The sequence below is a fragment of the Clostridium akagii DSM 12554 genome, assembly GCF_000686725.1.
In the GTDB taxonomy this organism is placed as follows: domain Bacteria; phylum Bacillota; class Clostridia; order Clostridiales; family Clostridiaceae; genus Clostridium_I; species Clostridium_I akagii.
The window spans coordinates 14,074-40,527 of the sequence record NZ_KK366008.1; the positions used below are offsets into that span (position 1 = coordinate 14,074).

Here is a 26,454-nt window from a genome sequence, read left to right on the forward strand (position 1 = left end):
CCTGTCCAATACACTTTATATGTATTTAGATTAGCATATGGTTTTATAGCATTTAATATATTATTTAAAAATGGAACATATTCTTTAATATGTACAGTAATTATTTTATTATCTATAAGCCTTTGTATATCTTCTTCACTATAATCCTTATTTTCTATATTCTTTATTTTAGTATAGAAATCATAAGAGCCTAATTTTATAGTCTGCAATTTAACAACTTTTCCATTCTGAAACATAGCAAGATTTACTGTTCTACTTCCACAATCTATAATGCATATATCGCCTTTTTTCTGTTCTGTAGTTAAACAAAAATAACTACTATATCCTTCTGGTAATATTAATGTATCTTCTATAGTCACATCTTTATCCTTGCCATTAAATTTCAATTTTATATTCTTATGTTTGTTTATTATATCTAATAGCTTATTTTTATTAGCCATTTGCATTATGGGTAGCATTAAACATAAGTTGGTTTTAATAATATCTTCATTGTTAGCCTTAATGATTGCATACATTAGCTGTGGTATAAAATTTTCCTTATTGGTTTTATCATATTCCTTTGAAAATTCCCCAATGGTTAAGTATGTTATAAATCCATCAATCTCTACACGTTGAAAGCTGTCTTGATAACTTTGATAGTCTGTAGTATATTTACTACTAAACCTGCCTTTATTGGTTCCAATATATTTTATAAAATAGTTTCCCAAATCAATTACTGTACTTTGTATTTCTTTATTCATTTTTAAAACCTCCACATATTTTATTAGTTTTTTCCGATATACAATTTACAATCTTTAGTATAAAAATTTTTTAAATTTTTCTTATGTATTCAAGCAAATATCGCACTCCATTCCTAGCCTGGTAACTCATATTGTTCTCCATATACTAATGCCTGTTCTAATTTATCATAGTCATAAAGTCGCTGTGGATAGTCAGCAAAATTAGTTTTTTCATTATTTTGTGATTTATTAATAAGTGACTTATTGTTTTTTATAGCCCATTTGGTATAGCTGAATATATTCTTTACACCTCTCTGGCTAAGAGAGTATTGATAGCATTCAGCTACTTTGTTAATATCATTATTGGCTTCTTTCAAAAGCTCTGTTGATTGACACTTATTAAACCCTGTAGTTTCTGCAACTACTTCAACATTTTCATTTTTAATTGTTTCCTGTTTTCCTAAAATATCATCAATATACATTTGTCCATTTATAGGAGTATTCCCATCACTATCATTATGTTTAGGCTTTTTTTCTTCTGTTGAGCTAATGGCCTTGCCAGTATTATGATTAGTTTTTAAAATGTATGAATATTCATATCTACCCTTGTTACTTGTCTTTGTTTCTAGGAGTATACATTTATCTTTTAGCTCCTTCCAAACTCTCCTAAAGGCTGTTTCTCCATATCCGCTAATAGATTTAATGTATGCTCTTTTGATAGAAAAATTATCTATACTGGCCAAATGTTGTAGCTTAACATAAAGACCTATGGCTTCAAGAGATAGTCCTAAGTCAAAGATTATTAGATTGTCTATTTTAGTGAATCCTTTAGTATTCATGTTATTGCCTCCTTGGTTATTCTTAGTCAAACTTAGTTAAGTTGTGTTTTTATAATACACCCTTGGTAAAACTTAGTCAAGTGCTTTTTTATAGAAATAATCAAACTTAGTTAAGTTATGTTATAATAGGTATATAAGTATTATTGGAGGATTTCATATGGATAAAAAAAGCAATGATGATTTAACGACTCGACAAAGATATACTGCTTCTTTCGATAAAAATCTATTAGAAAGCTTGAAGAAATTATCAAAAGAAACATCTATTCCTTTAAGCAAATTACTAGATAAAGCTATAATTCTACTAGAGAAAGAATATAAAAAATAAGGTGACTAATTTATAGTTACCTTATTTTTTATATAAATTTATACATGACAAAACGGCCCCAGTATTTTACTATATACCTTTAGGTATATAGTTGTTGTTTATATATTATTTATATATTATTATTAACTATAGTCTTACTAAGTATGTTCGTTTTCAATGTGTGATTTTCAAACCTATGGTTTTAATATGCTGGTGCTGATATGATTGTTACATAATATTGTTAAATTACTAAAAACACTGTTAGACTTAAAAATAGAATTTTTGCTAAAAAAGATTTAATGATTAAACACTGGAAGGCTAATCCAGTGTTTAATCATTTTAGTGTTCTGATCAATTTTTTTATATGTTTTATGCTAGCAATCAAATCACTTTATATTCCCCCCCCACATATTCTTTAACTGATCCAACAATTCCGGACATGCAACTTTCTGTCTCAGTTCTAACAGCATCATATACGTCACAAATAATATTTCCTTCTCCATTTTGTTTTTTTAACGTACATTTTCCGCAGTTACAGCTATCAGTTAGCTCTTTATTAAATATACAGCTGTCTTCTCTTTCCATAATTCTTATTGCACCTATTTGTACCAGGGATAATAAAAATGTTTTTTCATTTTCTACTGAAATACTCATTGATTCATTTTCTTCTGTGTCATCTTCATAGTCTGGATCGTCTTCAGATGCAGCGTAGTTATTCTTAATTTCACCTAAGTTATTATCCATTATTTTTATATTTAAGCCTGCTGCTAAGGCTCTCATTGCTTCTATCCGTGCATGTTCTACTCTATAATGCCATTCATCCTCATTGTTTTCAGTGTCATAATATTCAGTGCCAATTACTATAGCTGTTGCACCTCTTAGACTTTTTGCTTCTCCAATTATTTCATTTCCTAATAAAACTAATAAAGGCATAACTGGTACTCTTGTTTCTTCTGGATTTTCAGGATTTTTAATTATCCTGCTTTGATCTGTTATTTTCATTATTTTCACCTTCTATAATTATCTAGTGTACAAGATACAGAGCACCCTGCCACAGCTTATGCTAGTTTGATTTCTTTTTTTATATACTCATTTTCATGAGCTTTCCCTTGATAAATTTTTGCTCCATTCTTATAAACAAATAGAGTATTAAGCTGTACATTTTTCCACTGATTCCTATACAAAACATCCACTAATGGTTTTGTTGAAAAGAATACTAATCCTTTAGCTCTATAAATGTAAAGTGAATTTATATAATTACAATGAATATACAAATATTCTCCATCGCTTATTAAAAGATTTAATTTCCCATATTGAGAAAGATTCAGTATCATACTTTCTATACACTTTATTTTTACGTTTATATCTGTTATATCCACAGTTTTAGAGCCATTGCTTAGCTCTTTTTCTAAGTATGCGAGTATTCGTTCACTATCAGTCTCGCCATACCCATTTACAGTATTCAAAACACTTAAAGGTATGCTTCCGTTATGGGCCAATAGCCATTCTGTATTATTTATATCCTGGATAAAAGGATGTGTATTTAGATATGATTTCTTTCCAACCGTGGCATACCTAATATGTGCTATTGCTAATCTAGCAGAGATAAATGCTGTTATATTCTTAGCATATTCACTTTTATACGCAGCACAAGGTTGTTTAATCATTGTCAGGTCATTATCATATATCCCTATTCCCCAACCATGGGGATGTCTATTACTATTTCTAAAAAAACTAGCTGCCACTTTTCCTATCTCATATCTTTTATCTGCAGAGAATCCTAACAACATGCACATATTTTCGCCTCCCGCCGATGTGCTAAATCATTACTAATCTCTAAGTAATGATTTAATCCGACTTACTTTATTACTATTTTCTTCTAAAAAATTTAGTATTATATCTTCTCTATTACATAACATCCACTCAACTACATCATAATCTTCACTTCTAAATACAACATGTGTTTTTTCCTTTAACTCAAAAACTGTTTCTTTTCTTCTTTTACCAACTAGCCTCTGAGTAGCAACGTCCCTTATATCTAAAGAGCTATTTTCTTCTATTACAGCTATGCTTATGGCCAATATATTTTCATCTAATATTTTTTCAAAGTATGCATCAACCAAAACCTTTGTATATTCAGCACAAGTTAGCTTTTTTGCTTTCCAAATATTTTTCAAATCTTCCTCGCTAAATAGTGTCTGAAAAAGTTTTTCAGCATTGCCCTTACTTATACCTACAGATTTATTTTTTGAATTATTGAAATCTATTTTATATTGAAATCCATGCTGTAATATCCAATCTTTATTTATTTCCATTGACAAGCACCTCTCAACTTTAATGTTATAATTTATTATAATATAACATTAAAATTGTAATATATCAATGAATTTTAACAATTTTTTTTATCGCCATGTGTTTTTTGAAAATACTTCTATAGCTGCATCTTTATCTTTTTTTCTTGTGAAGGCTATATCTATCAATTTTCTCATGCTGGTTTCATCTCTTCTTCTCACATTTTCAACTGAATTATTAAGCATTTCACCCCTTCTTTTCATTGTATCCGTAGTATTATAATTTTCACTTTCATGTGTTCTAGCCTTCTCTGATGCCATTACAATTCCATTTGCTAGTTTTACATTTGCCTGGATTTGCTTTGCATTTAAGCTACCATTAAAATATCTAAACTCCACAGTATTAGGTGCATTATAGTTTGCTATATTCCTCAAATTTATCCCATAATACCTTGTACCACACACTGAATCAGCTAATCTATTAACATCATCGTTACTTTCCATTCTAAATCTCATATTTGATGCTTCTCTAGCTCTATCAGCGAATGGCATAGCATAATGTTCATGATTTTCTCGTATTCTTCCTAAGTCCCCACCTGAAAACCTATATATAGACTCCTCATATCTTCCGATTAATTTAAAAAATCTTTTCCAGCGTTGTTTTGCTGTGTCTAATGGCTCCATTCCTACATGCACATGTGCGCCTGTCTTGCTATTAACTGTTGCTCCATGTCTCTTTGCTACTTCACATATTTTTTCTATAGATTTCCATGTTTCTGGAGTATCCTTTAAAATTGGAGAAACAAGTTCACCGCCCTCGTCTCCGCTAGATACTGATGAGTCTCTTTCTAATTTCCATTTTCCTTCAACACTAGGCGCATGATACCCTACTCTCTGAGCATTTGCACATATACCTAAAGTATATAGTTCCCTTGCTATTGCATGGGCATTTCCACCAACAAATTCAAGTTCTACACCAAATGTGATTTTACTTCCATTCAAAACATTTTCATATTCATAAGGGACTTCTTCCATTTCTCCTTGCATCATTGATTTAAATGTTTGCTTATTATCTTCGTAGAAGAATCCATCATCTTCTTGATCTAAGCTTAAAGTATTTCTATCTGCCTCATTAATTTCATCAACATTTTCTTGTCCTTCTAATACACTATTACCTGCTGCATCAGCTCCATTGTCATTTCCAACTACTCTTTCATTTAATATTTGACCAATCGCTGTATTAGTAGCATCAATATGTCTACATCCATCCTCATGGCTTATATAGTGCATACAAGTGCATGTTTGTTCTTCATGGTTTACTTCATAGGTATTACCACTTTCAGATGCTACACGAGCAATATCCCTTCTATTAGGATCAAGCGTTACTTGTACTTCTTCAGTTTGTCTTCTTGTCCTGGACTCTATATTAACAGTAATTGTTCGCACCCCATCTAATCTATCTTCTACCCTTTGTACTATTTCTGCATTTTCAGTAGTTATGGCAGCTCCGCCATTAATATCATTACTTGTCCCTGTTCCTGAAGTTCCTCCTGATGTATTTCCACCTGAAGCTAGTGTATTATTTCTTCTGGATTTTGGCATACCTTAACTTCACCTTCTCTTCTGTAAATTTCATTCATTTTGGCATAAAATTCATTGAAATATATTATATTTTTCTCCAACAAATCGTCCCTAGACGTGGTTGTATCACTCAATCTAGCCTCAGATATAACGCCTCTTGCTTGATTGAGTACATATATCTCATGGCCATTCGCAGCTTTAAAAATTTCCTCAATACGCTGTGTTGAGCTCACCCCTATAGTTATAATTTTTATGTCCTTATTTATTTTCTTGCATATATACCTAAAACCAGTTAGATAGCTTTGCCATATGTTAGATGCTTTTAATTGCACGCCTACTACCTGAAAGGAGAATGCTATTGTTTTTATATTACTTTTGCCTATAGCCTCAATCCATCTATCTAAATCTTCTTTTGTAAACCAGACTATATCAGGAATAGCATTTATTCCTTCATCTATCATTTCATTGTATACAACACTTGATCTCTTAATGTTGTATAAATGGTCTATCCGTGGTACGTCTTCATACACTGAAAAATTTGGCGTTATTACAGCCTTAACGTTCATTTTTTTTAGCTCATCATATATTACCTTTCTTTTATCCCAGAAGCCTTCTAACGTTCGATCCTTTACATAGAACTCAACTATTGCTTCTGTTCTTGTATCTATATTAAGGGCTTTACAATATCCTTTTTCTAAATATGATTTATTTATTTTCTCTCCATTTTTAGCGAACATGTTACCCCCATGTAAGGCTATTATAGGCATCATTTCATATTTAGGAATATTAATCATTCTATCCGGCAGTACTGGGATATGGTAGGAGCTCAACTTAATCTCTCTATTATTCTTTAACACTATCCCTGTTCCGCCAATTGAATTAATATATGGAATAGATTCTGGTCTTTTAGCACATAGAACCATACATTTGCTGCATCCTTTATTGCATATTGAAGCTTCACACAAAGAACATCCGCCACAAGTGCCTTTTTCAACACATTTACTACATCTCTTATTGCATAATCCATTCATATTAATTAAGCTCCTTCGCTAAAGACCTTCTGTCGTTTATTCTAAAATTTTCAATTTCGTTAGCTACCTTTGCGGCTGCATTCTTAGTTATTTCATAGTATTCTTCAGAAATATCCGAATTTTTAATAAGCTTAATTTGCCTAATAATAGTTCTACTTAAATTTAAAAATTGCTGTATATCTACTAATTCACATTTAATTTTTTCTTTTGTTTTTTTCATATATTTCCCTCCGTCAGTTATAAATATCAGTTGATGATTCATGTGTCTTTATGCTAAGAATAGCCCTGAAGATCATGAGTAATAATCTTCAGGGCTATTCTTATTTCCTTAATGACAGTAATCTATGTAGATTACTTGATTTATTGATTTATTGATTTATTGATTGAAAGACGAATTAACTTTTTAAAAGAGTTCTCTTTCTATTTTCACCTAAGTGACTGATTACACCATCATTTTCAAGTGCCTCAAGTAACATATTTGCAGTTATTAATCCTATTCTTAAATGACGTTTTAATAAATTTATGTTGATATTTCCTGGATACTTCCTGAATAAATCTACAGCTTGTTCTTTTAATTCAGCTTTTCTTTCTAGTTCCTTATATTCATCTTCTGTGTATACACTATCTAGCCAATATTTAAATTCATTTTTTCCACCACATTCACATTTTTCCGGTAGAATTTTATGATTTTCTTTAATGTCACTCTCGACTAAATTTCTTTCTTTTTTGCATTTTAAACATTGTACAACAAAACAATTACTCATAAGCGTGTGAGTTCCTAACTTATCTACTACCTTTATAAGAATAACTCGATCACTACTCATCTTAAATCCATCCTGGAGAACCAACTCTCCAATAATGTTAATTTCTCCTACTAAAAACTCTCTGCCTTGATCATCCTTTGCAAAATATTCTTCTGTTTCTTCATGTAATTCTGCAACATAATCCTTTTCCTCCACTTCAGCTAATACTTCTGTCTCAGCATGATTCCTCAAAGTAAATTTATCTATACATTTTACTTTTATTACTTTTTCCATTTAAAAACCTCCATAAATCTAAATTTTATTTAATGAACAATATTTTCAAAGGCTGCAGCACCTAATCTCAACATTGTTCACAATTATGTTTTTTAAGGTAATCCTCAAAAGTATCAACATCATAAATCTCATTATAATAAACTATTAATTCTTCACCAAAAGCAATATCACGTGCAGCATAACGGACATCTAACCAAGTTTCCATTCTATGTACCACAGTTGCATTAATTGAATGACTCATAAAACGAGTATCATCTAAGTTTAAATAGTACAAACCGGTTGACCGGTGCATATAAATATATTTTGATATACTATCAAAACTTACAGCAGGGATACTACTTTTTAAATTTTCATAATCTTTCGTTGACCAAACTTTTGTTGTCAAATCACTAAATTTCCATAGCACCTTCCCTTCTTTTATTTGCTCACCAGCAAATAAGCCAATTCCCCCCTCACAGGACTTACCTAAAAATGTCTTTACAAATAACATAAAGATACCCCCTAAATTTCTTTTTCATAAATAACACCTTCACATTTGCAAATATTACTATGTCCCTTACAAATTGGACAATAATTTACATTATCCTTGGAATCACTTTGATTCCAAGCATCAACTATAGTAGCAATGCACTTAAACTTGGATCTATTTAGAATACCTTTAGCATTTACAATCCCATTGACACCATCTTTTACAGCAAAACATACTAGCTTGCTGCAACTATTTTTAATACCACCCTTTCTCGCAACTTCCAGCAAATTCGAAGCTACTCCACTATTTCGGAACCTAGGTAATACTATTAATTCAGAAATATAAAGAATATCACCAGTTAAAGAACTCAAATAACTTTGTGCCTTTGGATACTTTTTTACCAAATCTAATTTATTGAAAATTGAAAATTGAATATATCCTAAAATACCTTCAGAATTACAAGCTACAAAGCAATATTTATTGCTTTCTGATGCTACTTTAGCATACTTTGACATAATATAATTCATATCTGTATTAAAGTTTTTATATATCATGTCACATATTACAGAAAGGTCAGTTTCTGTAATAAATGGTCTAATATAAAACTCTATGCTATTATTTAAATTATTAAATTTAGTATATCCATTGCCAACATTCGCACCTAATCTTACTATACTCATATCTTAATTCCTCCTAAACATTTTGTTTCGCATAATTCTCATAATATCTGGTTTTTATCTTTGTATGACGAACTAACTATTAAGAAATTCTACTATTGAATTTAAATCTTTTAAGAAGTTTCCACCGTTGTTTTCAACCATTGTTCCTACTTGGTCAAGTGACTTTATTTGGTCTTCATCAAACCAGATAGTGTTTTGCTCGTCACCAAAATCATGTGTTAAATAACCAAATATAGTTTTAAATGGTCTTTTATTACTGTCATCAGCAACTTCTGCAATACTATAAACACCTTTCATCCTTGGTGTTATTACATAAAGGCAATAGTCACAATTTTCTCTTTGTTCCATTTCTTCTTTTTGGCACTCTGGAGTCCAAACTTCAACTACTGGATTGAAGTATTCAATTTTCAAAAATGCTATTATTGCATCTCTCCATTTGCTTTTATTACAAGTTCCACCTAAAAATACTTTTTTCATTTTATATATTCCTCCATCCTTTTTATTTTTTCAAAAAGCGATTCATTTTCACACGTGTATGATTATTCTTATCTATGTTTGAATAACAAATAAAGAGCTGTAGATACAGCTCTTTATAATACTTTATTTATTAGGTTTATTTAGTTTTGAAATAACTGTAACGTTAACTTTACTTTTAGTTTCTCTTTTATTTGAATTATCTGATTTAGTTTTAGGGTTAGCCTTTGCCTTCGGTTTTATATTATTATCCAGTCTAAATGGTTTTTTACCATTCACTGGTGTATCCGATTTTGCAGTATTATCATTAGCTTTTTGGCTAGGAGATTCACTTTTAGTAGTTTTAAAATTATTTTTCATCCCTTCTTCAGTATTGCTATTGTTTGGTGAATTACTTCTCAGGTTATTTCTTTCGCCCATATTTGGATCTGAATTAGCCTTATTTGTGGAAGCATGATTAACATTTGGTGCACTTTCATTATTGTTGTTTTTGTTGTTATTATTTAGGCTGTTTCTTAAACTTGGTCTGCTTTCTTTAGCTTCATTGTTCTGTGGATTACTGTTAGTATTGTCAGTACCAGTATCATTTTTTACTCTGTTAAGTTTCGAACTTCCCACAGCAGTAGTATCTTTTACATTATTTTCACCGCTATTATTTTTTGATGAATTTTGTCTTAACTTAGTCCCGTCATTAATTTTTATATCGTTGTTGTCTTTCCTATTAGGGCTTTCACTTTGTGACGCATTTGAGGTAACTTCTTTACTTTTATTATTTAGGTTATCTCTTAAACTTGGCCTGCTCTCTTTAGTTTCATTGTCCTGTGGATTACTGTTAGTATTGTCAGTACCAGTATCATTTTTTACTCTGTTAAGTTTCGAACTTCCCACAGCAGTAGTATCTTTTACATTATTTTCACCACTATTATTTTTTGATGAATTTTGTCTTAACTTAGTCCCGTCATTAATTTTTATATCGTTGCTGTCCTTCCTATTAGAACTTCCACTCTGTGATGCATTTGAGCTACCTTCTTTACTTTTATTATTTAGGTTAGCTCTCAAATTGGGACCATTTCCTTTAGTCTTATTATCCTTGTCATTTCCTTTATCTTTGGGCATAGGGTTACCTTTTTCGTTACTATTGTCTTTTATATTATTATTTAAATTATTTCCAGAATCAGATGATGGATTTTCAGATTTTTCATCATGTCTTTTACTTGGAAATACATTTCCTACTTTGTCGGCTACTTTTCTAATTCCATTTGCAGCAACACTAGCTGTAGATCCTACAGCAGTTCCTGCGGCATGTGCAGTAGCTCTTGGAGCACCAGCTATTACATTGGATGTTTTTTCTGCAAATTGCCTTGATTTATTATGAACAAAATTTTGTGGTATTACGTGTCCTGATTTTATGCCTTTACCTGCTATACTTATTAAGTTAAATATTTTCTTTCTAAACATGTACATACAAACATATATAGATGTTTGTATTATTAAAGCAATAAGCCATCCACAGTTTGTTGCCTTCTGAAAATCTATCATGATTAGAGAGTCCATTTTTGTCATAAGAGCAAGCATAAATGTTGTTATGACAATGCCCAGCTGTGTTTCAAATATTCTTTTAGCCAAGTTTTCGATTATAGTCATGCCTCCAAGTTGTGGAACCATAGCAAGTAAAAGAGCTACCATGGAAAGCAGTATACAAAGTATGGCCATTACCTGAAACGCTATTTGCACTAAGGCTATTAGTAGCAATATTCCAGCCTTTAATAAGGTTAATATCAATATAATAAAGGTTTGTGCTATCCTTGCTGTTCCTGCATCTTTTGAGAAAATACTACTGTCCTTACTATTAAGGTTATCTATATAACTTTGACGGTCACTGGAACTAGAATCTTGACTTAAAATTTTCTCCTGGTCCTGCTCTGTAAGTTTATTATTAGCTTCCATCATCAGCCAAGGTTCATGCACTAAAGAAAACCATAAATTACCTGAAACATCTGCAGCATAGCTTTGGGTGCTTTCAGAATTATTTATGGCCACAACTGCTTTAGCTCCAATAGTTTTTGCAATTTCAGTTGAATTAGTAATTACAGCACTTGTTTCTGTTGTTAGAAGAAATGAAAGCACAATAATAAACAGTAGTTTAAGTATTTGTGTAAATATCTCTACAGTATTTCTCTTTAGTAGCTGTTGAACTAGATATATAGCGATAAAAATAAAAGCTACTAAAAATAAATTATCGAAAATACCCGCCCTAAGTGATTCTTGCATGTTGTTAATTATATCTTTGAATAGATCTGCTACATTAGTATTAAAACAAAAATAAAAGGCTGCAACACATATATACGAAATCATACTCATTAAGTAAAATAATATATTTGCAATTCCGTTTGTTCCCTTCTCAAATATATCAAGTGCTCCAAGGGTTTTTATATCCAGGTAGTAATTATTTCTATACTGTGAATTTAGCCACTTTCCATTGGCAGAAGTTAATTTATCAAAGGCATCTATTGGACTTATTCCTGAGTCCACACTGGCAGCATGTGCAGCATTTCCTAGTACACTAGTAATAACTATAAGAGTTGTTATACACAAGGTTATTCTAAACAACTTTTTAAAAGTTAGTTTCTGCATTTTAAAGGATAATTTCAATAAGAAATTATTAAAATTATCCTTTAACTTAATAATATTAATTTTCAAATCATCACCCCATTTTACTGCTTATCGTATTTATCTAAATTGAATTCTTTAATTAAAGTTATTAATAATGTTGGATAATCCGGTTCTGTTGCATACCCTGCGTCTTTAAGTGCATTTGCCTGGGCTATATAATCTTTTGCACTGAAAACACCATGATCTTTATAAGTAGAATTTTCAGCTAAGAATTTGCCATGATCCATAACACTATCCTGCCAGGTTGGATATACCCTGAATTTATCTTCAATTGTTTCTGTCATGCCGTTATATACCTCACTTGTTTGCATTGATACAGAAGGACCAGTCCAGTTGTAAGCTTTTATACCAAATAAATTATTGGCAATTTTGGTAAGCCCGGATTTTCCCCAACCAGACTCTAAAATGGACTGTGCAATAGTAACAGACGGGAATACACCATACTGATGGAAAGAATCTATGGCTGGCTTTGACATAGCATCTAAAAACTGCTGCTCTGTCATATTTGGCATAACTTGCTGTATTCCGCCATATGGATCTCCATTTGACTGTGCGTCTGCTGATCCTCCTGAAATCAACGTAAAAAAAAGAAGCATAAAAAATATGCTTCCAAAGAAAAAGGTTATACCACTTATAATGATTTTTTTCTTCACCTGATTCACCTCTTTGTATTATTATTAATAACAAAGTGCCATTAACTTAATTTGATTTCCTTTTACTTCATAATGTTTAGCTGTTTTAGTTTGCTTTATAAACTTACCTCCAAGGGCCATTATAAGTTTTTCCATTTTTAAATTTATCTTTGACCCCATAATAAATTTTGTATATTCCTCATTATTTTTATTAAATACTTTAACCGTATATTCAGTTGCTTTCATTCTGATCCTCCTGCTTATTGTCTTTAGTTTTTGGTGTTGTATCAAATGCTTCTATAAGGTCATCAAATACAGCATCAAAGGTTAATACATCTACACGTTTGTCTAAATCTTGGAATAGGCACTGCCTGTTTTCTAAGCCAATAACCAAATTTATATTTTCTTCTGTTACATCCATATTCATATATTCAAGCATTCTCTTTGCCTCGTCTGTATCATCCGTATGAAAGCAAAACTTATAAGATATAGTATTTTTTACTGCATCACTTGGTATATCCAGAACACTATGTCCATTAAAAATACAGCCTGTAAAAAGACTTCTTCCCATTCTTGCTAAGAAATCATACAGTTTACGTCCTTCACTTGTGACCTTCAGGAACCAGGACTCATCAAATAATACTATTGAAAAAACATTCCTTTGTGTCAATGCAAATTTCTTAGCAAAATTACCAATAACCATAATTAATACCGCTGATAAGGTTTCTTCTTGGGAATAATCTTCTTTTGGAGTGTCAGGGCTTGGTAATTTTAAATTTTCTATTTGAAGAATATTTAATCTATTATCAAGATTTAAGGCTTTCTCTTCTCCTTTACCAAATAGAAGTTTAGACATACCAACACTCTGAAGTAAATTCAGCTTTCTTCCAAGGTTCCTAGCTGCTTTACAAAGGTCGTCCTTTTCATTAAATTCACCTAACATCTCAGCTAATTTACACATAGATCGCTGTTTTTCATTTTTAATTTTTGCAAGTGACTCCCCAAGAGCAATAAATTCATCATCTTTTGGGTTTAGCTTGTACAATTCTGTAATAACATTATTAGCAAGTTCACAAGCAGCTTCTATATTATCTCTATACACATTAAATGGGTCTAGCATACCTCTATATTCATCTTCTGAAGATAATTTAATATTAGAAATATAACCCTCAAGCCATGGAAATGCATGTGTCCAGTGATCTCTTTCGCCTTTTGGATCAAAGATTAGCCCAAAGGATCCATGCATCACATGAAGTATAGTTAAAAGATTAGCATTAAAGCTTTTTCCATAACCTAAGTTCCCGAAAAAAGTTGTTGCAGCTGATTTATTCTCAAGACATGCCCTGGCCATATTAAGGAATACATCTTTCTTTATTTTTCCGGTTGTGCCAATATAAAATCCATTTGTATCACCTAATTCTTTGCTTGCTCCTAACATAGACCCTGCCAGCATCTTGCAGGGCAAAGGCATAATGAAATCTTTTAAGTACCTCCCCGCACCAGGAATAAATTCCATGAATAATTTATATTGATCTGTTAGAGATCTTATAACCGTGAACTCCATATCCTCATAAGTACCTTTTATAAAATTAACTCTTCTTTCTAGTTCTTCTTCTGAATCTGCTGCAATGCAAAATGTAATTGAAGTTCTACATATAGGTAATTTATTTCCTCGTATATCAGCTTCAAAATCAGTTGTCTCATCTTTAGCGTCAAGTAGATCCTCTGGTATTTCTTCTCCAGCTTCATTTGCATTAGTAATTTGAGAATTTATTTCTTTCTTTTTGTTACTAAGTACTGTTCTACTTTGATAATCTGTAAGCCTATCAATGTGTATGCATACCTCAGTTGGTATTGTGTAATCCTGAAGCATAAAAATATATTCACTACCTGGAAATTCTAAAGCATCGGGTATGCAAGCTATACTTAAAAAACTCTGATAGCTTATAGATTTATCATCATGCTCTATTTCTAAATATCTTGGTTTTTGAGGATTTATTCTGCCTTCAAATAGGCTTTCAACCCTTGATTTAATTGGTTTATATGTTTTTGAATTTAATATTTCAACTTCTGGTTTAAAATTTTTATTTATCTTTACATCCATGTTTAGTCCACGAAACATAACCCGCCTAAACAACCACTGAAGGTTTTCATCATCTAAATATTTTAAAGTTAATCTTTTACTCTGTTCATTAAAGAATGAATCACAAAGCCTTTTAAAATTTGCTATACGTGATTTTAGAATCATCCTTGAATCAAGCCCTAGTACATTATTTAGAGCATTCATAGGATCTTTAAGAAAATATTCTGCTATGTCTTTAGTTTTCTTTAGTATGTCTTCCTCATCCTGTGTTGTTAATTTTGTTATTATATAGGTTTTGAAATCATTAGCATTCCCGTTTTCTTCAATTTTTTTAGTTAAATACTCTTCTGTCATATTTGTATGAGTTAACGCAGCATCATACAAAGGATCATTTTTATCCAGGTTACTTCTTAGAATATCATAATTTTTCTTGATATCTTGGCTTACTGGAATTATCAATATTTTTGCTTCATAGGGTATATTAGAAATAAATCTAATAATATTATATAAAATTTTTATTTTTGATTCTCTGCTTCTGTTTTCATAGTCAAAACCTTGAATTTGAAACGCTCCCCAGCATCCATCATCTGTAAAAATCATATTGCCTTTATAATAATTTATGGGACATTTATACATATTAATTCCTCGCTTTCCTTGTCTAAATTAAGATTTTACATACTTTCTTAATTAGCATAAAAAAAAGTAAAGCTAACCTGCAGCTTTACTTTTTTTATAAATATAATATTTATATTTATTTTAATTTTATGATTCTCTAAAATTAGAATTAGCAAATCTTATTTCTTTTGGTATTTTCCCTTGTTTAAATCGTTCATACACATTATTTTTCGTAAACCTGTAAATTGTATAATCTATAGCATACTTCCAGGGTTTTTTGCCATCTAATTTTTTCTGTCTCATATATTTTGATATAATATACGGTACTAGAACATACTTTAGAATGGGTGGTATGATGCTTAAAAATGGAAGTATTCGTCCTATTAATAACATTAACAAAACAAAAATAAAAAAGTAAATTGAAGCATATAAATTAACTGGTATTGGTAGTTTGAAATTTTGAATAGTATAGATTTTCTTCTCTATATTATTCATTTTATTGTAGCTTCTTAGTATAATTCTATCTTGCATTTAATCAACTCCTAGCATACAGGCTTTAGGGCAGCATAGTTACACCTATGCTACCCTAAAGCCCCATATATAATTTTAAACTAATTAATAATAATCAGTTTAAGTACCATTTGCAGTGATTGATCTAATCATCTTGATACATCTGCAAATTACTAAGAAAATAGCATTTAACCATCTCCTATCTACAATTAGCCTTTTACTGTATTCCACAAAGCAGTACCCACACTCTGAAGCCCTGTAGGGTCCTTAATTATACCAAGAACAATAACACCAATTAATATTGTTACAACAATCCCTACAACATTTCGCTTAACCAGGCATCCAACAAGTGCAAATGCAATGAAAACAACTGCTACCCAAAAGATTTGATCTAATGCATAGTTACCAAAATTTTGTCCATAATTTGGACCAGCTGCAAAAACATAATTTGGTACTAGAAAACACAATCCAAGTATTAAAGATACTACCTTACTAAAATTACCTCTGATTTTTTCTTTCATTTTTCTGATTTTTTTCATTTTAAATTGCCTCCCCTATGGTTAATTATTTAGTATATTAATACTTCTTGTATTAAGCTGATTTATATAATACTTACCGTCTTTGTCTGTGATTTTAAGATTAAACTTCTGTGGTAATTCATTACCATTAACATCTTTTACGTTAAATTCAACAATAGCCAAGTAAACATTTTGACTCTTGGTGCTATAAGTTGTTATTTTATCAAGCTTGTCAAAGGTATATCTACCATTTAACGCATTAACAGTTTGTCCTTTATCTAAATCCAAGAAATATTCAACTTGGGTTTGATTTTGTTCATAGTAAGCTTTGAAAAATTGATTCAAGTCATTTTGTACAGCAGAATTTATATTATCTGAAGCACTGTTGCCGTTATATGAATTACTATCCACATAGCCTTTTGTTGGTGCTGCAACAACTGCCGGTACATCCTCAACAACAAAGTTATTGGTGTATGCCACTGGTACGTCTAAATACACGTCATTTTCAGATATATTATATTGAATATTATTAGGGTCCATCTGAGGAACACTTGTATTTGGTGTTTTATACTGTACTCTAAGGTACACAAAAACATCATATTGAGTATCGCTGTACTTTTTAATGTCATAAGCCTGGCTATATAACACTGTTGTATAGTCATTATCATCAAATTTTATGCTTTCTGCTAAGTCTTGAGTCATGTATTTTAAAGTTCTCTGTTTGTAACTGACATCATCCTTTGGAATGTGAGTCATATAATCTTTTGCAAAATTTTGTGCAAAAGAAAAAGCCTTATTCTCAAAGGCATTTGAAGTAGAAACTTGCAACATGAAATTATCCTCTTTCTTTTGCATTGCTGATACTGGATCAGGTCTTATTAAGGTTATTGTTCCCCTTATAAAGATAAAAGCTAAAACTATCCATATCAGTATTCTAATCACTTTTAATCCTGTTGTTTTATTCAACTTATTATCTTTACTGTCTTTACTGTTTTTTATTTTAATGTCGCTTTTACTTTTCAAATTATTTGAATTGGTTTTCTTCCATTTATCAAACAAAGCAGTCCCTCCTTATTAAGAATCATTATTTGTTTACTCTTTCCTTAAACTCCTTCCCAGCTTTAAATAACGGAACCGTTGATGCTGGTATAGTTATTTCTTCCTTTGATCTAGGATTTCTCCCTTTTCTTTCAGCCCTTTTTCTTGCTTCAAATATACCAAAGCCAACTAATTGAACCTTATCTCCCTTCTCAAGAGCTTCCTCAACACTTTCTATAAATCCTTTTAGAGCTGCTTCAGCATCTTTCTTTGTTAAATTGCTCTTTTCAGATATACTTGTAATTAATTCTGGTTTATTCATATGGCACCGTCCCTTTTTATATTTTTATATTTTTATATTTTAAAAGTGAAAATTAAATTTATCTTTTTTATTACTTTCTTTTTTAGCCGGATTAAGACTATTTAATTTAATATCAGCTGTATCTATTTTTTCATCTTTGTCAGGTTGCACATCTTCAGTATCAACTTTTTCTACATCCTCCTTATCTTCAGATTGTTCAATAAGCATAGTTCCTTGATTAGTTTCTATGTCTTTTAAGTTTTTATCATCATCAAAGTAATATGCTTGAAACTCTAATGTCTCAGCTCCTGCTTTATATAGAAATCTACCCTTTATTTCAGGAAGATTTGTTGCTAATCTATTATTTAAAACTATTTCTGAAGCTGAAGCATCTGCGAACCTTCCACAAATTCTAACCGGTACATTGTTTTTTATCTGACCTGTTATAACTTTGGCATCCGGTCTTTGTATTCCTAGAATTAAATTTATGCCTGTAGCTCTACTAAGTCTTGCCAAACTTGATACTTCCTTTTGTATTTGATCAAGCATTTCTTTTTCTTCCTTATCAGCTCCTGTTTTGTCCATAAGTTCAGCCAGTTCATCTACAAATACTCCTATTCTGCAGAGATTTGTATTTTCTTTACTGTTGTATTCAGCTAAATTCTTAGCACGGGCAGCTCTAAATAGCTCTAATCGATTAACGTTCTCTGTAGTTAATAATTTTAAAACTTCAAGAGCTCTTTCTTTTTCTGTTATAACTTCGCCATACTTTTCATAGTCAAGGCCAAACTCTACACCGCCCTTAAAATCCAGCATATAAACTCTGCAACCCTTTAATATAAACTGCCATAAAATGCATCTAAGTATTACACTCTTACCAGAGCCTGTTTCACCTGCTGCTAAAACATGTGGCGTTTTATTAAGATCTATTTGAATGACTCCTAATTGATTTTTTCCTATGGCTACAACACCATCTTCATTTATTAAGAATTCATCCTTCCAAGGTACAAATTCATCAACCTTAACATTTCCTGGAATAGCTTCTATGTTAATCAGCGTTTTTTTCTTTCCCTGTTCAATTTTAATAATTGTACAGTTTAAAGCTGTTTCAATATCTGATTTACGCCCTTTCCATATATCAAGGTTAAGACTTGATGAAAATATATAGTTTATTATTTTACCATCCCCCTTAGCTATCACTTGCTTCTTAACTAAGTAAGGATAGCTGCCATCTTTATTTTTAAAGTCCACTTTCTTAAATAGTTCTTCATTTTTACTATTACTGTTAAATTTACCTATAAAATTTAAATAAATAACTGGCATTATAAGCAATCCATAATAAACAACGTAATATATAATGATTGAATGGACTTCCGTTAGTGTTTTAATTTTCACCTTAAAACAAACAGCTACAATTGTTATTAAGATGCTGACTAAAAAGCCAATAAAAAAAGGCAGCTCTTTTAGTTTTTTAATTCCTAAAAAAGCTGACTTAAAAAAATTGCCAACTGCTTTAAATATGCTTACCAGCATATTTTCAATCTCACTATTCAATTGATTTTCATTCATACTTTAATATCACCTACACTTTAATTTTACTATTTAAATATATTTTTGTAGTACTAAACTTTGTATGCCTCATTGCTTTTTGGACTGCTATATTAGCTCTATACGCCCCAACCTCATTTTTCTTCTCTTTATATACTAATTTACAAAAAGCTCTTCTCAAATCATGACATTGAATCCCACTTTCTAAAGCCTTATGCATTATATAATCTTTTGAGTAAAATACTTTTTCTTCAGTGCTGCTTTCTAAATGTTCTTTTAAACTTTTTTCTAAATAATTATCTCTAAGGCAATTTATAACTGCACTTTTTCCTCCTTTACCATTACCATCACAAACATTAATTTTAATTCCTGAAGGGCTTATTTCTATATCTCCTTTCTTAAGATTGGCTAATTCAAAAACTCTAAGACCACTTACCAAAGCTAGTCTATATCCCAGCTTTAATTTTTTATCCCTTATAACATTTATCTTCTTCAACATTTTATTTAACTCTTTTACTTCATTATGTTTCCTTGGGCCAGTATGTTTTGATGCTATTGTTTCTTTTAATACTTTTTCTTCAGGAATATCCATATAAGGTTTAAGTCTTCTAAGACCATTTACAACTGCTGAAGCTTCTGTTTTAAGTTTCAATTTTTTTAACCCATTTACTATGTCTTGATTTTTTATGTCTTTTATTTCTGCTTCTCTGGAATATATTCTAGTTAAGAATCTATCCAAAGAATTAACATATGTCTGCCTAGTTTTTCCTCTAAGTTCCTCTTGCTCTAACTGCTCCGTATAGATTTCTAATAGCTCTCTTACTTTCAATCATATCTCTCCTTGCTCCTTATACTTCTTTCTCCTTTAAACTTGATATTAATTCAAAGGTTTTTCTATTTATTACAATCCTTCTAACCCTTGGTCCATTATCTATATAGACCTTTTGAGTTAACCGCCCTTCATCGCTATCTATTAGATGCAGCTTATTCCAACAAATTAGCTTGTCTGTATTTTTCTTATAAGGATTTTTTGAAAACAGTGAAAATAATACTTCTTTACTTACAAAAATAGAGTTTTCTTTTACTAAAGGATCTTTACTCTCCTCCGGAATTTTAACAGTAAGTAAATGATTCACTATAGCTATATACTCTTCAAAATAGACATCTAGAAGGGTCATGCTAAATCCCTTATTTCTTCCTTGTCTTGCTTCCTTATGTTTTTTAATATCTTATATACATCACCTGGACCACTACATCCATACTTTTTCATTGATTTCTCAATTAAAATTTTATCCTCTTTAGAGCCATGAATATGATTTCGTAGTAACTTTGCTAGAGTATTAATTTGTTTTTTTGTGTATTCCATTATAACCACCCCGTAATAGTAAATTCTGTGCTTATATATTAGTATTTCATAATATATACTATAAAATACCTACTAAAAGTAAATACGTTGATATCGCAATATATGGCGCATATGACATAGTATCTTTTACATTTGCCTTTCTAAGAAGCAATAATATTAATGAACCAATTGCACCAACTACAAAACTTATAAATATACCTAATATACTAGTAAATCCCCCAATATATAGTGCGGTTATTGCAAGTATTTCTACATCACCCCAATTAAATACTTTTAAGGTTACAGCAATAGATGTTAATATTAGGCTTCCAACAATTCCAATTAAATAAAACACCAAATATCCATTATAATTAGCTAGATTAACAACTAAAAACATTAATCCTGCTGCTAAAAATATAAGAGATATAAAGGTGTACACAGTTTTTGAATACGCATCTATATATCCACTTACTATCAGATAAATCATTAAAACAGTATATTTACAAAAATTAAAGCCCATTGAATATTTTATATACAATAGGCCAACTAAAATACCTGAAGTAACGCTAACAACTAGTCTTATCTTAGGGTTATCCTTTATCTGTTGAGTATCATTCTTATTTATATAGTTTATACATATATTTAATAAACTATATAATATAAAAAACATACTAAGCATTATAGGTATTAATATAAGCATCCATCTCCTCCTTTAAGGCTCATTAACCTCAACTAAATATACATGATAATGATATATAACCTTGCACAGTATAGAATCAAACAATAAGCTATTCCTGTAATTATTGAAATTAAATATATCCTGTGAATTTTTATTTATATCACCCTTTCATAAGAATGCTAAAAGCCTAACAATAAAATTAGCTGTCAGGCTTTTATATACTTTAGTTATTTAATTATCATCAAGAATTGTTGTTCTAAGTCCTTCAAAAATATCTCCTGTTACAATAAAGTCTGCAGTAGTACTTGAATTTTTGTTTATTGCGCTATTTGTAGCGATTACGTCCACAGTATACTGCTTTTCAGATATTTTTCTAGGTACATTAAATACCACATCTGTTTCTGATGTAGCCTGTGGGTTTATATTCATAGTTCGGTTTAAGCTTGAATCAATTGCTGAAAGTTCTGGTGGAAAAGTTATATTAAGTTTATCCGCATAGCCTGTTGTGTATATCTTAAGTATTGCTTTTTGTCCTGCTTCTAATGTTGGTGTTCCAGTAAATGTTGGTGTATCATAAGGAACTATTTGAGCTGAAACGCTCAGTAAATTAAATTTTTGTGATTGTATTTTACCTATATTCCCAACGTTGTCCTGGGTGTAAATATCAACATTTAAATCGGCACTTTTAAATAAAGCGTAAGCATCTGTAGTTGGTAAAGTCCACTCTCCATTTACATTAGTTAAGTTTATTACTTTTGCAGCACCTTCCTTACCAGTTGGGTATAATTTTGCATAAACATTTTTAATACCCGAACCTTTATCAAATAGATTAGCCACAGTACCACTTAAATTTAAATTTTTATCTAAATTTAAAACAGTGCTCACATTTCTGTCTACAGCATCATTATTATAATCAGCTACACTATCAAAGCCTGGTGCTATACCATCTACTTTAATCCATTTTCCACTATCAGCATAGTTCTGCAGATATTCATTATTGCTGCTATCGATAAACGAAGTTTTATAGTAAAGTTTATAACTAGATCCATCATTCTTGGCTTGCATATGGTGCGTTGTACTTATATAGTTATTACCACTTGCAACTGAATCACTTGCTTTATCACCATTGTTTAAAAAGTTGAAATTACTTGAATATTCACTTCCTGAATTATAGTGATTATTTAAATCTGCATATTGCACAGATGTATTTGAAGTTAATATCCCATCTTTAGCAAGTGCTAAATACGTTCTTGAGGGATATATTCCATATGCTGAAGTAAAATATCCATCTGTATAAACTCCTATAACACTACCTGGCTTTACCCAATAATTATTACTGTCTTGCTCATAATCGAACTGAGTAACATTTAAGCTATTATTATTAGGTACTGGATTAAATATCTGAAATACACCACTTGTTGATGTTCCTACATTCCCTGCAACATCAGTGATTTCAGATTGTACTTTCCATTGTCCTTGACCGTTAAGAGTAATGTTTCCTGCTGTATCTCCAGTAGTATAACTGCTCCATGCTCCCCATGTAGTTCCATTATCTGAAGATGTTTTATATCTCCACTTACTTACTCCACTTCCTCCGCTATCGCTTGGATTAAATGATGTTGTTACGTTAGTGTTTGTCCAGTTCTGTGAGTTTGGTGTAAATACTCCTGTTGGTGCTGTGGTATCTATCAAGTAAGTTCCACTTGTTGATGTTCCTACATTCCCTGCAACATCAGTGATTTCAGATTGTACTTTCCACTGCCCTTGTCCGCTAAGCGTAATGTTTCCTGCGGTATCTCCAGTAGTATAACTGCTCCATGCTCCCCATGTAGTTCCATTATCTGAAGATGTTTTATATCTCCACTTACTTACTCCACTTCCTCCGCTATCGCTTGGATTAAATGATGTTGTTACATTGGTGTCTGTCCAACTCTGCGAATTTGGTGTAAATATTCCTGTTGGTGCCGTGATGTCTATTTGATAAGTTCCACTTGTTGATGTTCCTACATTCCCTGCAACGTCAGTGATTTCAGATTGTACTTTCCACTGCCCTTGTCCAATAAGAGTAATATACCCAGCGGTGCCACCTGTAGTATAACCGCTCCATGCTCCCCAGGTAGTTCCATTATCAGAAGATGTTTTATATCTCCATTTATTTACTCCACTTCCTCCGCTATCGCTTGGACGAAATAAAGTTGTATCATTTCCATTGTTCCAGTTCTGCGAGTTTGGCATGAATACTCCTGTTGGTGCCGTGATGTCTATTTGATAAGTTCCACTTGTTGATGTTCCTACATTCCCTGCAACATCAGTGATTTCAGATTGTACTTTCCACTGCCCTTGTCCGCTAAGCGTAATATTTCCTGCGGTATCTCCAGTAGTATAACTGCTCCATGCTCCCCATGTAGTTCCATTATCTGAAGATGTTTTATATCTCCACTTACTTACTCCACTTCCCCCGCTATCGCTTGGATTAAATGATGTTGTTACATTAGTGTTGGTCCAGTTCTGTGAATTTGGTGTAAATACTCCTGTTGGTGCTGTGGTATCTATCAAGTAAGTTCCACTTGTATAAGTTCTTGCATTACCTAAATTGTCACTCGCTTGAACTTGAACTTGATAAGTACCTTGCCCACTTAAATTTAGATTTGATGACATGTTAGCTGTAGAACTTGCTAATTGTTCTGGCGAACTTCCTAAAGTTCCATTTGTTGTATGTGTAAAAGCTGAGCCATCAAAATCCGAATGAATAGATGGCAATATCCAATCTGAATATTGCCATCCACTATTATCTTTATTATAAGCATATCTATATTTTTGAATACCACTTCTAGTATCATTTACATTTATACCTACATTTACATTTTTGTTTCCCCATGAAGATGAATTTGGAGATACACCAATTGTCGGTGCATCTCCATCAGTACTAATAGTTTCAGTTGAAATAGCCCAATAATTAGAAGTTCCAATTCCTGTTTTATCTTCGGGTAACATCCAATTGCCATTTAGACTATATTCATTATTTCTTATTGAGTAATTTCTGTTATCTTGAAAAAACTGTGTCCAAAAAAGACCACCTATTCTTAAATACTCTGAAGCTTCAGTAGAGTTACCTCTATTTACAGATTGAATAGCAATATCATCACTCGAAGCATCTGTATACCAAGGTACTATACTCGGTGGAGGATTGTTACTTGTAGGCTGTGGTAGCCAATATTTTGTGAATGTATCTGTACCTCCAAATGATATATAACTGTGTCCAATTATTTGTGTCCAATCCCCATCATAATATTGTTTTCCCCAAACTGTTACACCTAAAATATCATTTGGTTTACACCATACTGTATTTCCTATTCTCAAGCCACCATACTCAACAGCAGAACCATTAGTACTCATATCATCGGTATTCTTCCAGCCATCTAGTATTGGTGAAGATAATGTACCTATAGCATGAGCTGAGGATACATTTAAATTTAATATTATAATAATAAAAAATAGTGTAAAAATACTGAATTTTTGGAGATTTTTTATTGTAATCACATCCTTTGCCCTTTACTAATAAAATTATTTATTAAAGTATATAACAACTCTGCATATTATATATTTTCCATCTACTGTATTGTCTATATAAATCCTATCAAAAGTCTGTGAAGCATCAAAACCAGTGGTTAAAAATTGTTTATTTAATTCTTTACCATATTTTAAAACTGTTGCATCATCTATTGTATCTGATATAACATACTCAGCATATGCATTCACTAGCTTGTAAGTCACACCATTATTAGAGTACACCCCATTGTTATTAAGTGTATATGCACTTAGAATATCATTTTTCATTGCTTGAACTGTCATTTGACCAAAAGAAACATAATTGGCATCAATATCCAATGCTTGATATACATCCCCACTCTTAATAACACCTGCATTCGTATAATTTAAATTACCAGTTGGTAATTTAGTTTTACCTAATGCTGTATTTATAGTTAGTTGTTGCGTAGCATATCCTTTTACATTTGAACTAAAAGTAGTAGTTGGTACATTATCTTGAGCAATTATTGCATCTGGAGTAGGATTTACAGGTACTGCTGGAGTTGTAGCAGGCACGAAAGCTACAGGAGTTGGAGTACTTCCATCTGCCGTTTTAACTATTCTTACTTCAATTGCTTCAATTCTTAATCCTTTTCCATCTGTTCCTGTTTCTTGTCCATCTGCTACCCAAGACTGCCATCCTATATTTTCTACATGTGCTCTGTACTGTACACTATATCCTGGCATATTACTTAAAGTTATTTTCATTGCTTCTACTCTCAATGATTTTCCATCTGTTCCAACTTCTAAACCATTACTTGTAGGTGTTTGCCATCCTACATTCTCCACATGGCCTTGATAATTAATTGCTGCACCCGCTGGTGCATTAACTAAATTAAGCTTTAAAGCTTCAACCCTTAATGCCTGTCCTTCTGTTCCTGCTATTTGTCCGTTTTGTACGGACGATTGCCAACCTACATTTTCAACATGTCCTTGATATGAAACTCCTACTGTAGTATTATCCGAGATCTTAACTATTTTTATTTCTATTGCTTCAACCCTAAGTGACTTACCATCTGTTCCTGCTTCTTGGCCATCTGATACCCATGCTTGCCATCCTATACTTTGTACGTGTGCTCTGTACTGAACACTATATCCTGGCATACCAACCAATGAAATTTTTAAAGCTTCAACACGCAATGCCTTACCATCTGTACCAGCTTCTGCTCCATCTGAAACAGCCTTCTGCCATCCTATATTTTCTACATGTGTCTGATAACTAATACTAGCACCTGCTGGTGCATTTGTTAATGAAAGCTTTAATGCTTCTACTCTTAATCCTTGTCCATCTGTTCCAGCTTCTTGACCATCTGTAACAGGTTTTTGCCATCCTATACTTTGTACGTGTCCCGAATAGCTAACACCTACAGTTGCTGGCTCAGCCTTTACAATATTTGTTTTAGCAAATAAAGTTGTTGAAACTACCAAAGCAAGAATCATAGTCATTATTTTTATTTTTTTCATTTAATTCACTCCTAAATTATATATTTTTTATTACG

27 protein-coding genes and 1 pseudogene are annotated in these 26,454 nt (G+C 31.5%); 1 reads left to right on the plus strand and 27 read right to left on the minus strand.

What is annotated here, in order from left to right; all coding sequences use genetic code 11:
- On the minus strand, positions 1-740 hold a 740-nt coding region (locus BR66_RS0118485; RefSeq protein ID WP_026884236.1), incomplete at its 3' end, for a ParM/StbA family protein.
- A gap of 113 nt (positions 741-853) precedes the next feature.
- The gene (locus BR66_RS0118490) at positions 854-1,558 is read right to left on the minus strand and encodes a hypothetical protein (RefSeq protein WP_026884237.1); all 705 of its coding nucleotides are present in this window, start codon (positions 1,556-1,558) and stop codon (positions 854-856) included.
- Between the two features lie 157 nt (positions 1,559-1,715).
- Between BR66_RS0118490 and BR66_RS25370 the strand changes: the two genes are divergently transcribed.
- Complete coding sequence (locus BR66_RS25370; protein ID WP_084156558.1) at positions 1,716-1,883, plus strand: ribbon-helix-helix domain-containing protein; 168 nt, start codon at positions 1,716-1,718, stop codon at positions 1,881-1,883.
- A gap of 360 nt (positions 1,884-2,243) precedes the next feature.
- Here the strand turns inward: BR66_RS25370 and BR66_RS0118500 are convergent, their stop codons facing one another.
- From BR66_RS0118500 to BR66_RS26875, 25 genes and pseudogenes are all read right to left on the minus strand, one after another.
- Positions 2,244-2,864 (minus strand): hypothetical protein, encoded by a 621-nt coding sequence (locus tag BR66_RS0118500; RefSeq protein WP_026884238.1) that lies wholly within the window; start codon positions 2,862-2,864, stop codon positions 2,244-2,246.
- 56 nt (positions 2,865-2,920) lie between these two features.
- Positions 2,921-3,658, minus strand: a complete 738-nt coding sequence (locus BR66_RS0118505) for a class II glutamine amidotransferase (RefSeq protein ID WP_026884239.1) — start codon at positions 3,656-3,658, stop codon at positions 2,921-2,923.
- Positions 3,659-3,691: 33 nt separating this feature from the next.
- Positions 3,692-4,177: a hypothetical protein gene (locus BR66_RS0118510; RefSeq protein WP_026884240.1), complete on the minus strand. Its 486-nt coding sequence runs from the start codon at positions 4,175-4,177 to the stop codon at positions 3,692-3,694.
- A gap of 87 nt (positions 4,178-4,264) precedes the next feature.
- Entirely contained in the window at positions 4,265-5,755 is a 1,491-nt protein-coding gene (locus BR66_RS0118515; RefSeq protein ID WP_026884241.1) for an amidoligase family protein, read from the minus strand.
- Positions 5,725-6,765 (minus strand): DUF4417 domain-containing protein, encoded by a 1,041-nt coding sequence (locus BR66_RS24255; protein WP_051624306.1) that lies wholly within the window; start codon positions 6,763-6,765, stop codon positions 5,725-5,727. The genes BR66_RS0118515 and BR66_RS24255 overlap by 31 nt, the downstream gene beginning before the upstream one ends.
- A gap of 1 nt (position 6,766) precedes the next feature.
- Complete coding sequence (locus BR66_RS0118525) at positions 6,767-6,985, minus strand: hypothetical protein (RefSeq protein ID WP_026884242.1); 219 nt, start codon at positions 6,983-6,985, stop codon at positions 6,767-6,769.
- A 175-nt stretch (positions 6,986-7,160) separates the two neighbouring features.
- Positions 7,161-7,802, minus strand: coding sequence for a hypothetical protein (locus BR66_RS0118530; RefSeq protein WP_026884243.1), 642 nt, complete (start codon positions 7,800-7,802; stop codon positions 7,161-7,163).
- A gap of 67 nt (positions 7,803-7,869) precedes the next feature.
- On the minus strand, positions 7,870-8,292 hold the full coding sequence (locus BR66_RS24960; protein ID WP_051624307.1) for an SET domain-containing protein-lysine N-methyltransferase: 423 nt from the start codon (positions 8,290-8,292) through the stop codon (positions 7,870-7,872).
- Between the two features lie 11 nt (positions 8,293-8,303).
- Positions 8,304-8,951 carry a GNAT family N-acetyltransferase gene (locus BR66_RS0118540; protein WP_026884244.1) on the minus strand — a complete coding sequence of 216 codons (648 nt, stop codon included), beginning with the start codon at positions 8,949-8,951 and terminating at the stop codon, positions 8,304-8,306.
- A 72-nt stretch (positions 8,952-9,023) separates the two neighbouring features.
- A complete protein-coding gene (locus tag BR66_RS0118545) occupies positions 9,024-9,428 on the minus strand; it encodes a nucleoside 2-deoxyribosyltransferase domain-containing protein (RefSeq protein WP_026884245.1) in 405 nt (134 codons plus the stop codon).
- 123 nt (positions 9,429-9,551) lie between these two features.
- A complete protein-coding gene (locus BR66_RS0118550; protein ID WP_026884246.1) occupies positions 9,552-12,125 on the minus strand; it encodes a hypothetical protein in 2,574 nt (857 codons plus the stop codon).
- Between the two features lie 14 nt (positions 12,126-12,139).
- Positions 12,140-12,751 carry a glycoside hydrolase family 73 protein gene (locus tag BR66_RS24265; protein ID WP_035796729.1) on the minus strand — a complete coding sequence of 204 codons (612 nt, stop codon included), beginning with the start codon at positions 12,749-12,751 and terminating at the stop codon, positions 12,140-12,142.
- Between the two features lie 24 nt (positions 12,752-12,775).
- Positions 12,776-12,976 carry a hypothetical protein gene (locus BR66_RS0118560; RefSeq protein WP_026884247.1) on the minus strand — a complete coding sequence of 67 codons (201 nt, stop codon included), beginning with the start codon at positions 12,974-12,976 and terminating at the stop codon, positions 12,776-12,778.
- Positions 12,963-15,449, minus strand: coding sequence for an ATP-binding protein (locus BR66_RS0118565; protein WP_026884248.1), 2,487 nt, complete (start codon positions 15,447-15,449; stop codon positions 12,963-12,965). The genes BR66_RS0118560 and BR66_RS0118565 overlap by 14 nt, the downstream gene beginning before the upstream one ends.
- A 126-nt stretch (positions 15,450-15,575) precedes the next feature.
- Positions 15,576-15,959: a TcpE family conjugal transfer membrane protein gene (locus tag BR66_RS0118570; protein WP_026884249.1), complete on the minus strand. Its 384-nt coding sequence runs from the start codon at positions 15,957-15,959 to the stop codon at positions 15,576-15,578.
- A 188-nt stretch (positions 15,960-16,147) separates the two neighbouring features.
- Positions 16,148-16,477 (minus strand): TcpD family membrane protein, encoded by a 330-nt coding sequence (locus BR66_RS0118575; protein WP_026884250.1) that lies wholly within the window; start codon positions 16,475-16,477, stop codon positions 16,148-16,150.
- Between the two features lie 21 nt (positions 16,478-16,498).
- Positions 16,499-17,515 carry a conjugal transfer protein gene (locus tag BR66_RS0118580; RefSeq protein ID WP_026884251.1) on the minus strand — a complete coding sequence of 339 codons (1,017 nt, stop codon included), beginning with the start codon at positions 17,513-17,515 and terminating at the stop codon, positions 16,499-16,501.
- Positions 17,516-17,540: 25 nt separating this feature from the next.
- Complete coding sequence (locus tag BR66_RS0118585) at positions 17,541-17,816, minus strand: HU family DNA-binding protein (protein WP_026884252.1); 276 nt, start codon at positions 17,814-17,816, stop codon at positions 17,541-17,543.
- Positions 17,817-17,855: 39 nt separating this feature from the next.
- The gene (locus tag BR66_RS0118590; protein ID WP_026884253.1) at positions 17,856-19,364 is read right to left on the minus strand and encodes an FtsK/SpoIIIE domain-containing protein; all 1,509 of its coding nucleotides are present in this window, start codon (positions 19,362-19,364) and stop codon (positions 17,856-17,858) included.
- Between the two features lie 13 nt (positions 19,365-19,377).
- Positions 19,378-20,172 (minus strand): tyrosine-type recombinase/integrase, encoded by a 795-nt coding sequence (locus BR66_RS24270; protein WP_051624308.1) that lies wholly within the window; start codon positions 20,170-20,172, stop codon positions 19,378-19,380.
- A gap of 19 nt (positions 20,173-20,191) precedes the next feature.
- Positions 20,192-20,521, minus strand: a complete 330-nt coding sequence (locus BR66_RS0118600) for a TcpK family conjugal transfer DNA-binding protein (RefSeq protein WP_026884254.1) — start codon at positions 20,519-20,521, stop codon at positions 20,192-20,194.
- Complete coding sequence (locus tag BR66_RS0118605) at positions 20,518-20,709, minus strand: hypothetical protein (protein ID WP_026884255.1); 192 nt, start codon at positions 20,707-20,709, stop codon at positions 20,518-20,520. The genes BR66_RS0118600 and BR66_RS0118605 overlap by 4 nt, the downstream gene beginning before the upstream one ends.
- Positions 20,710-20,767: 58 nt before the next feature.
- Positions 20,768-21,388, minus strand: a complete 621-nt coding sequence (locus BR66_RS0118610; protein ID WP_026884256.1) for a prepilin peptidase — start codon at positions 21,386-21,388, stop codon at positions 20,768-20,770.
- Positions 21,389-21,598: 210 nt separating this feature from the next.
- Positions 21,599-24,907, minus strand: a complete 3,309-nt coding sequence (locus tag BR66_RS24965) for a hypothetical protein (protein WP_051624309.1) — start codon at positions 24,905-24,907, stop codon at positions 21,599-21,601.
- A gap of 597 nt (positions 24,908-25,504) precedes the next feature.
- Positions 25,505-26,419, minus strand: a pseudogene (locus BR66_RS26875) (hypothetical protein); the annotation flags it as partial.
- Between the last annotated feature and the right edge of the window lie 35 nt (positions 26,420-26,454).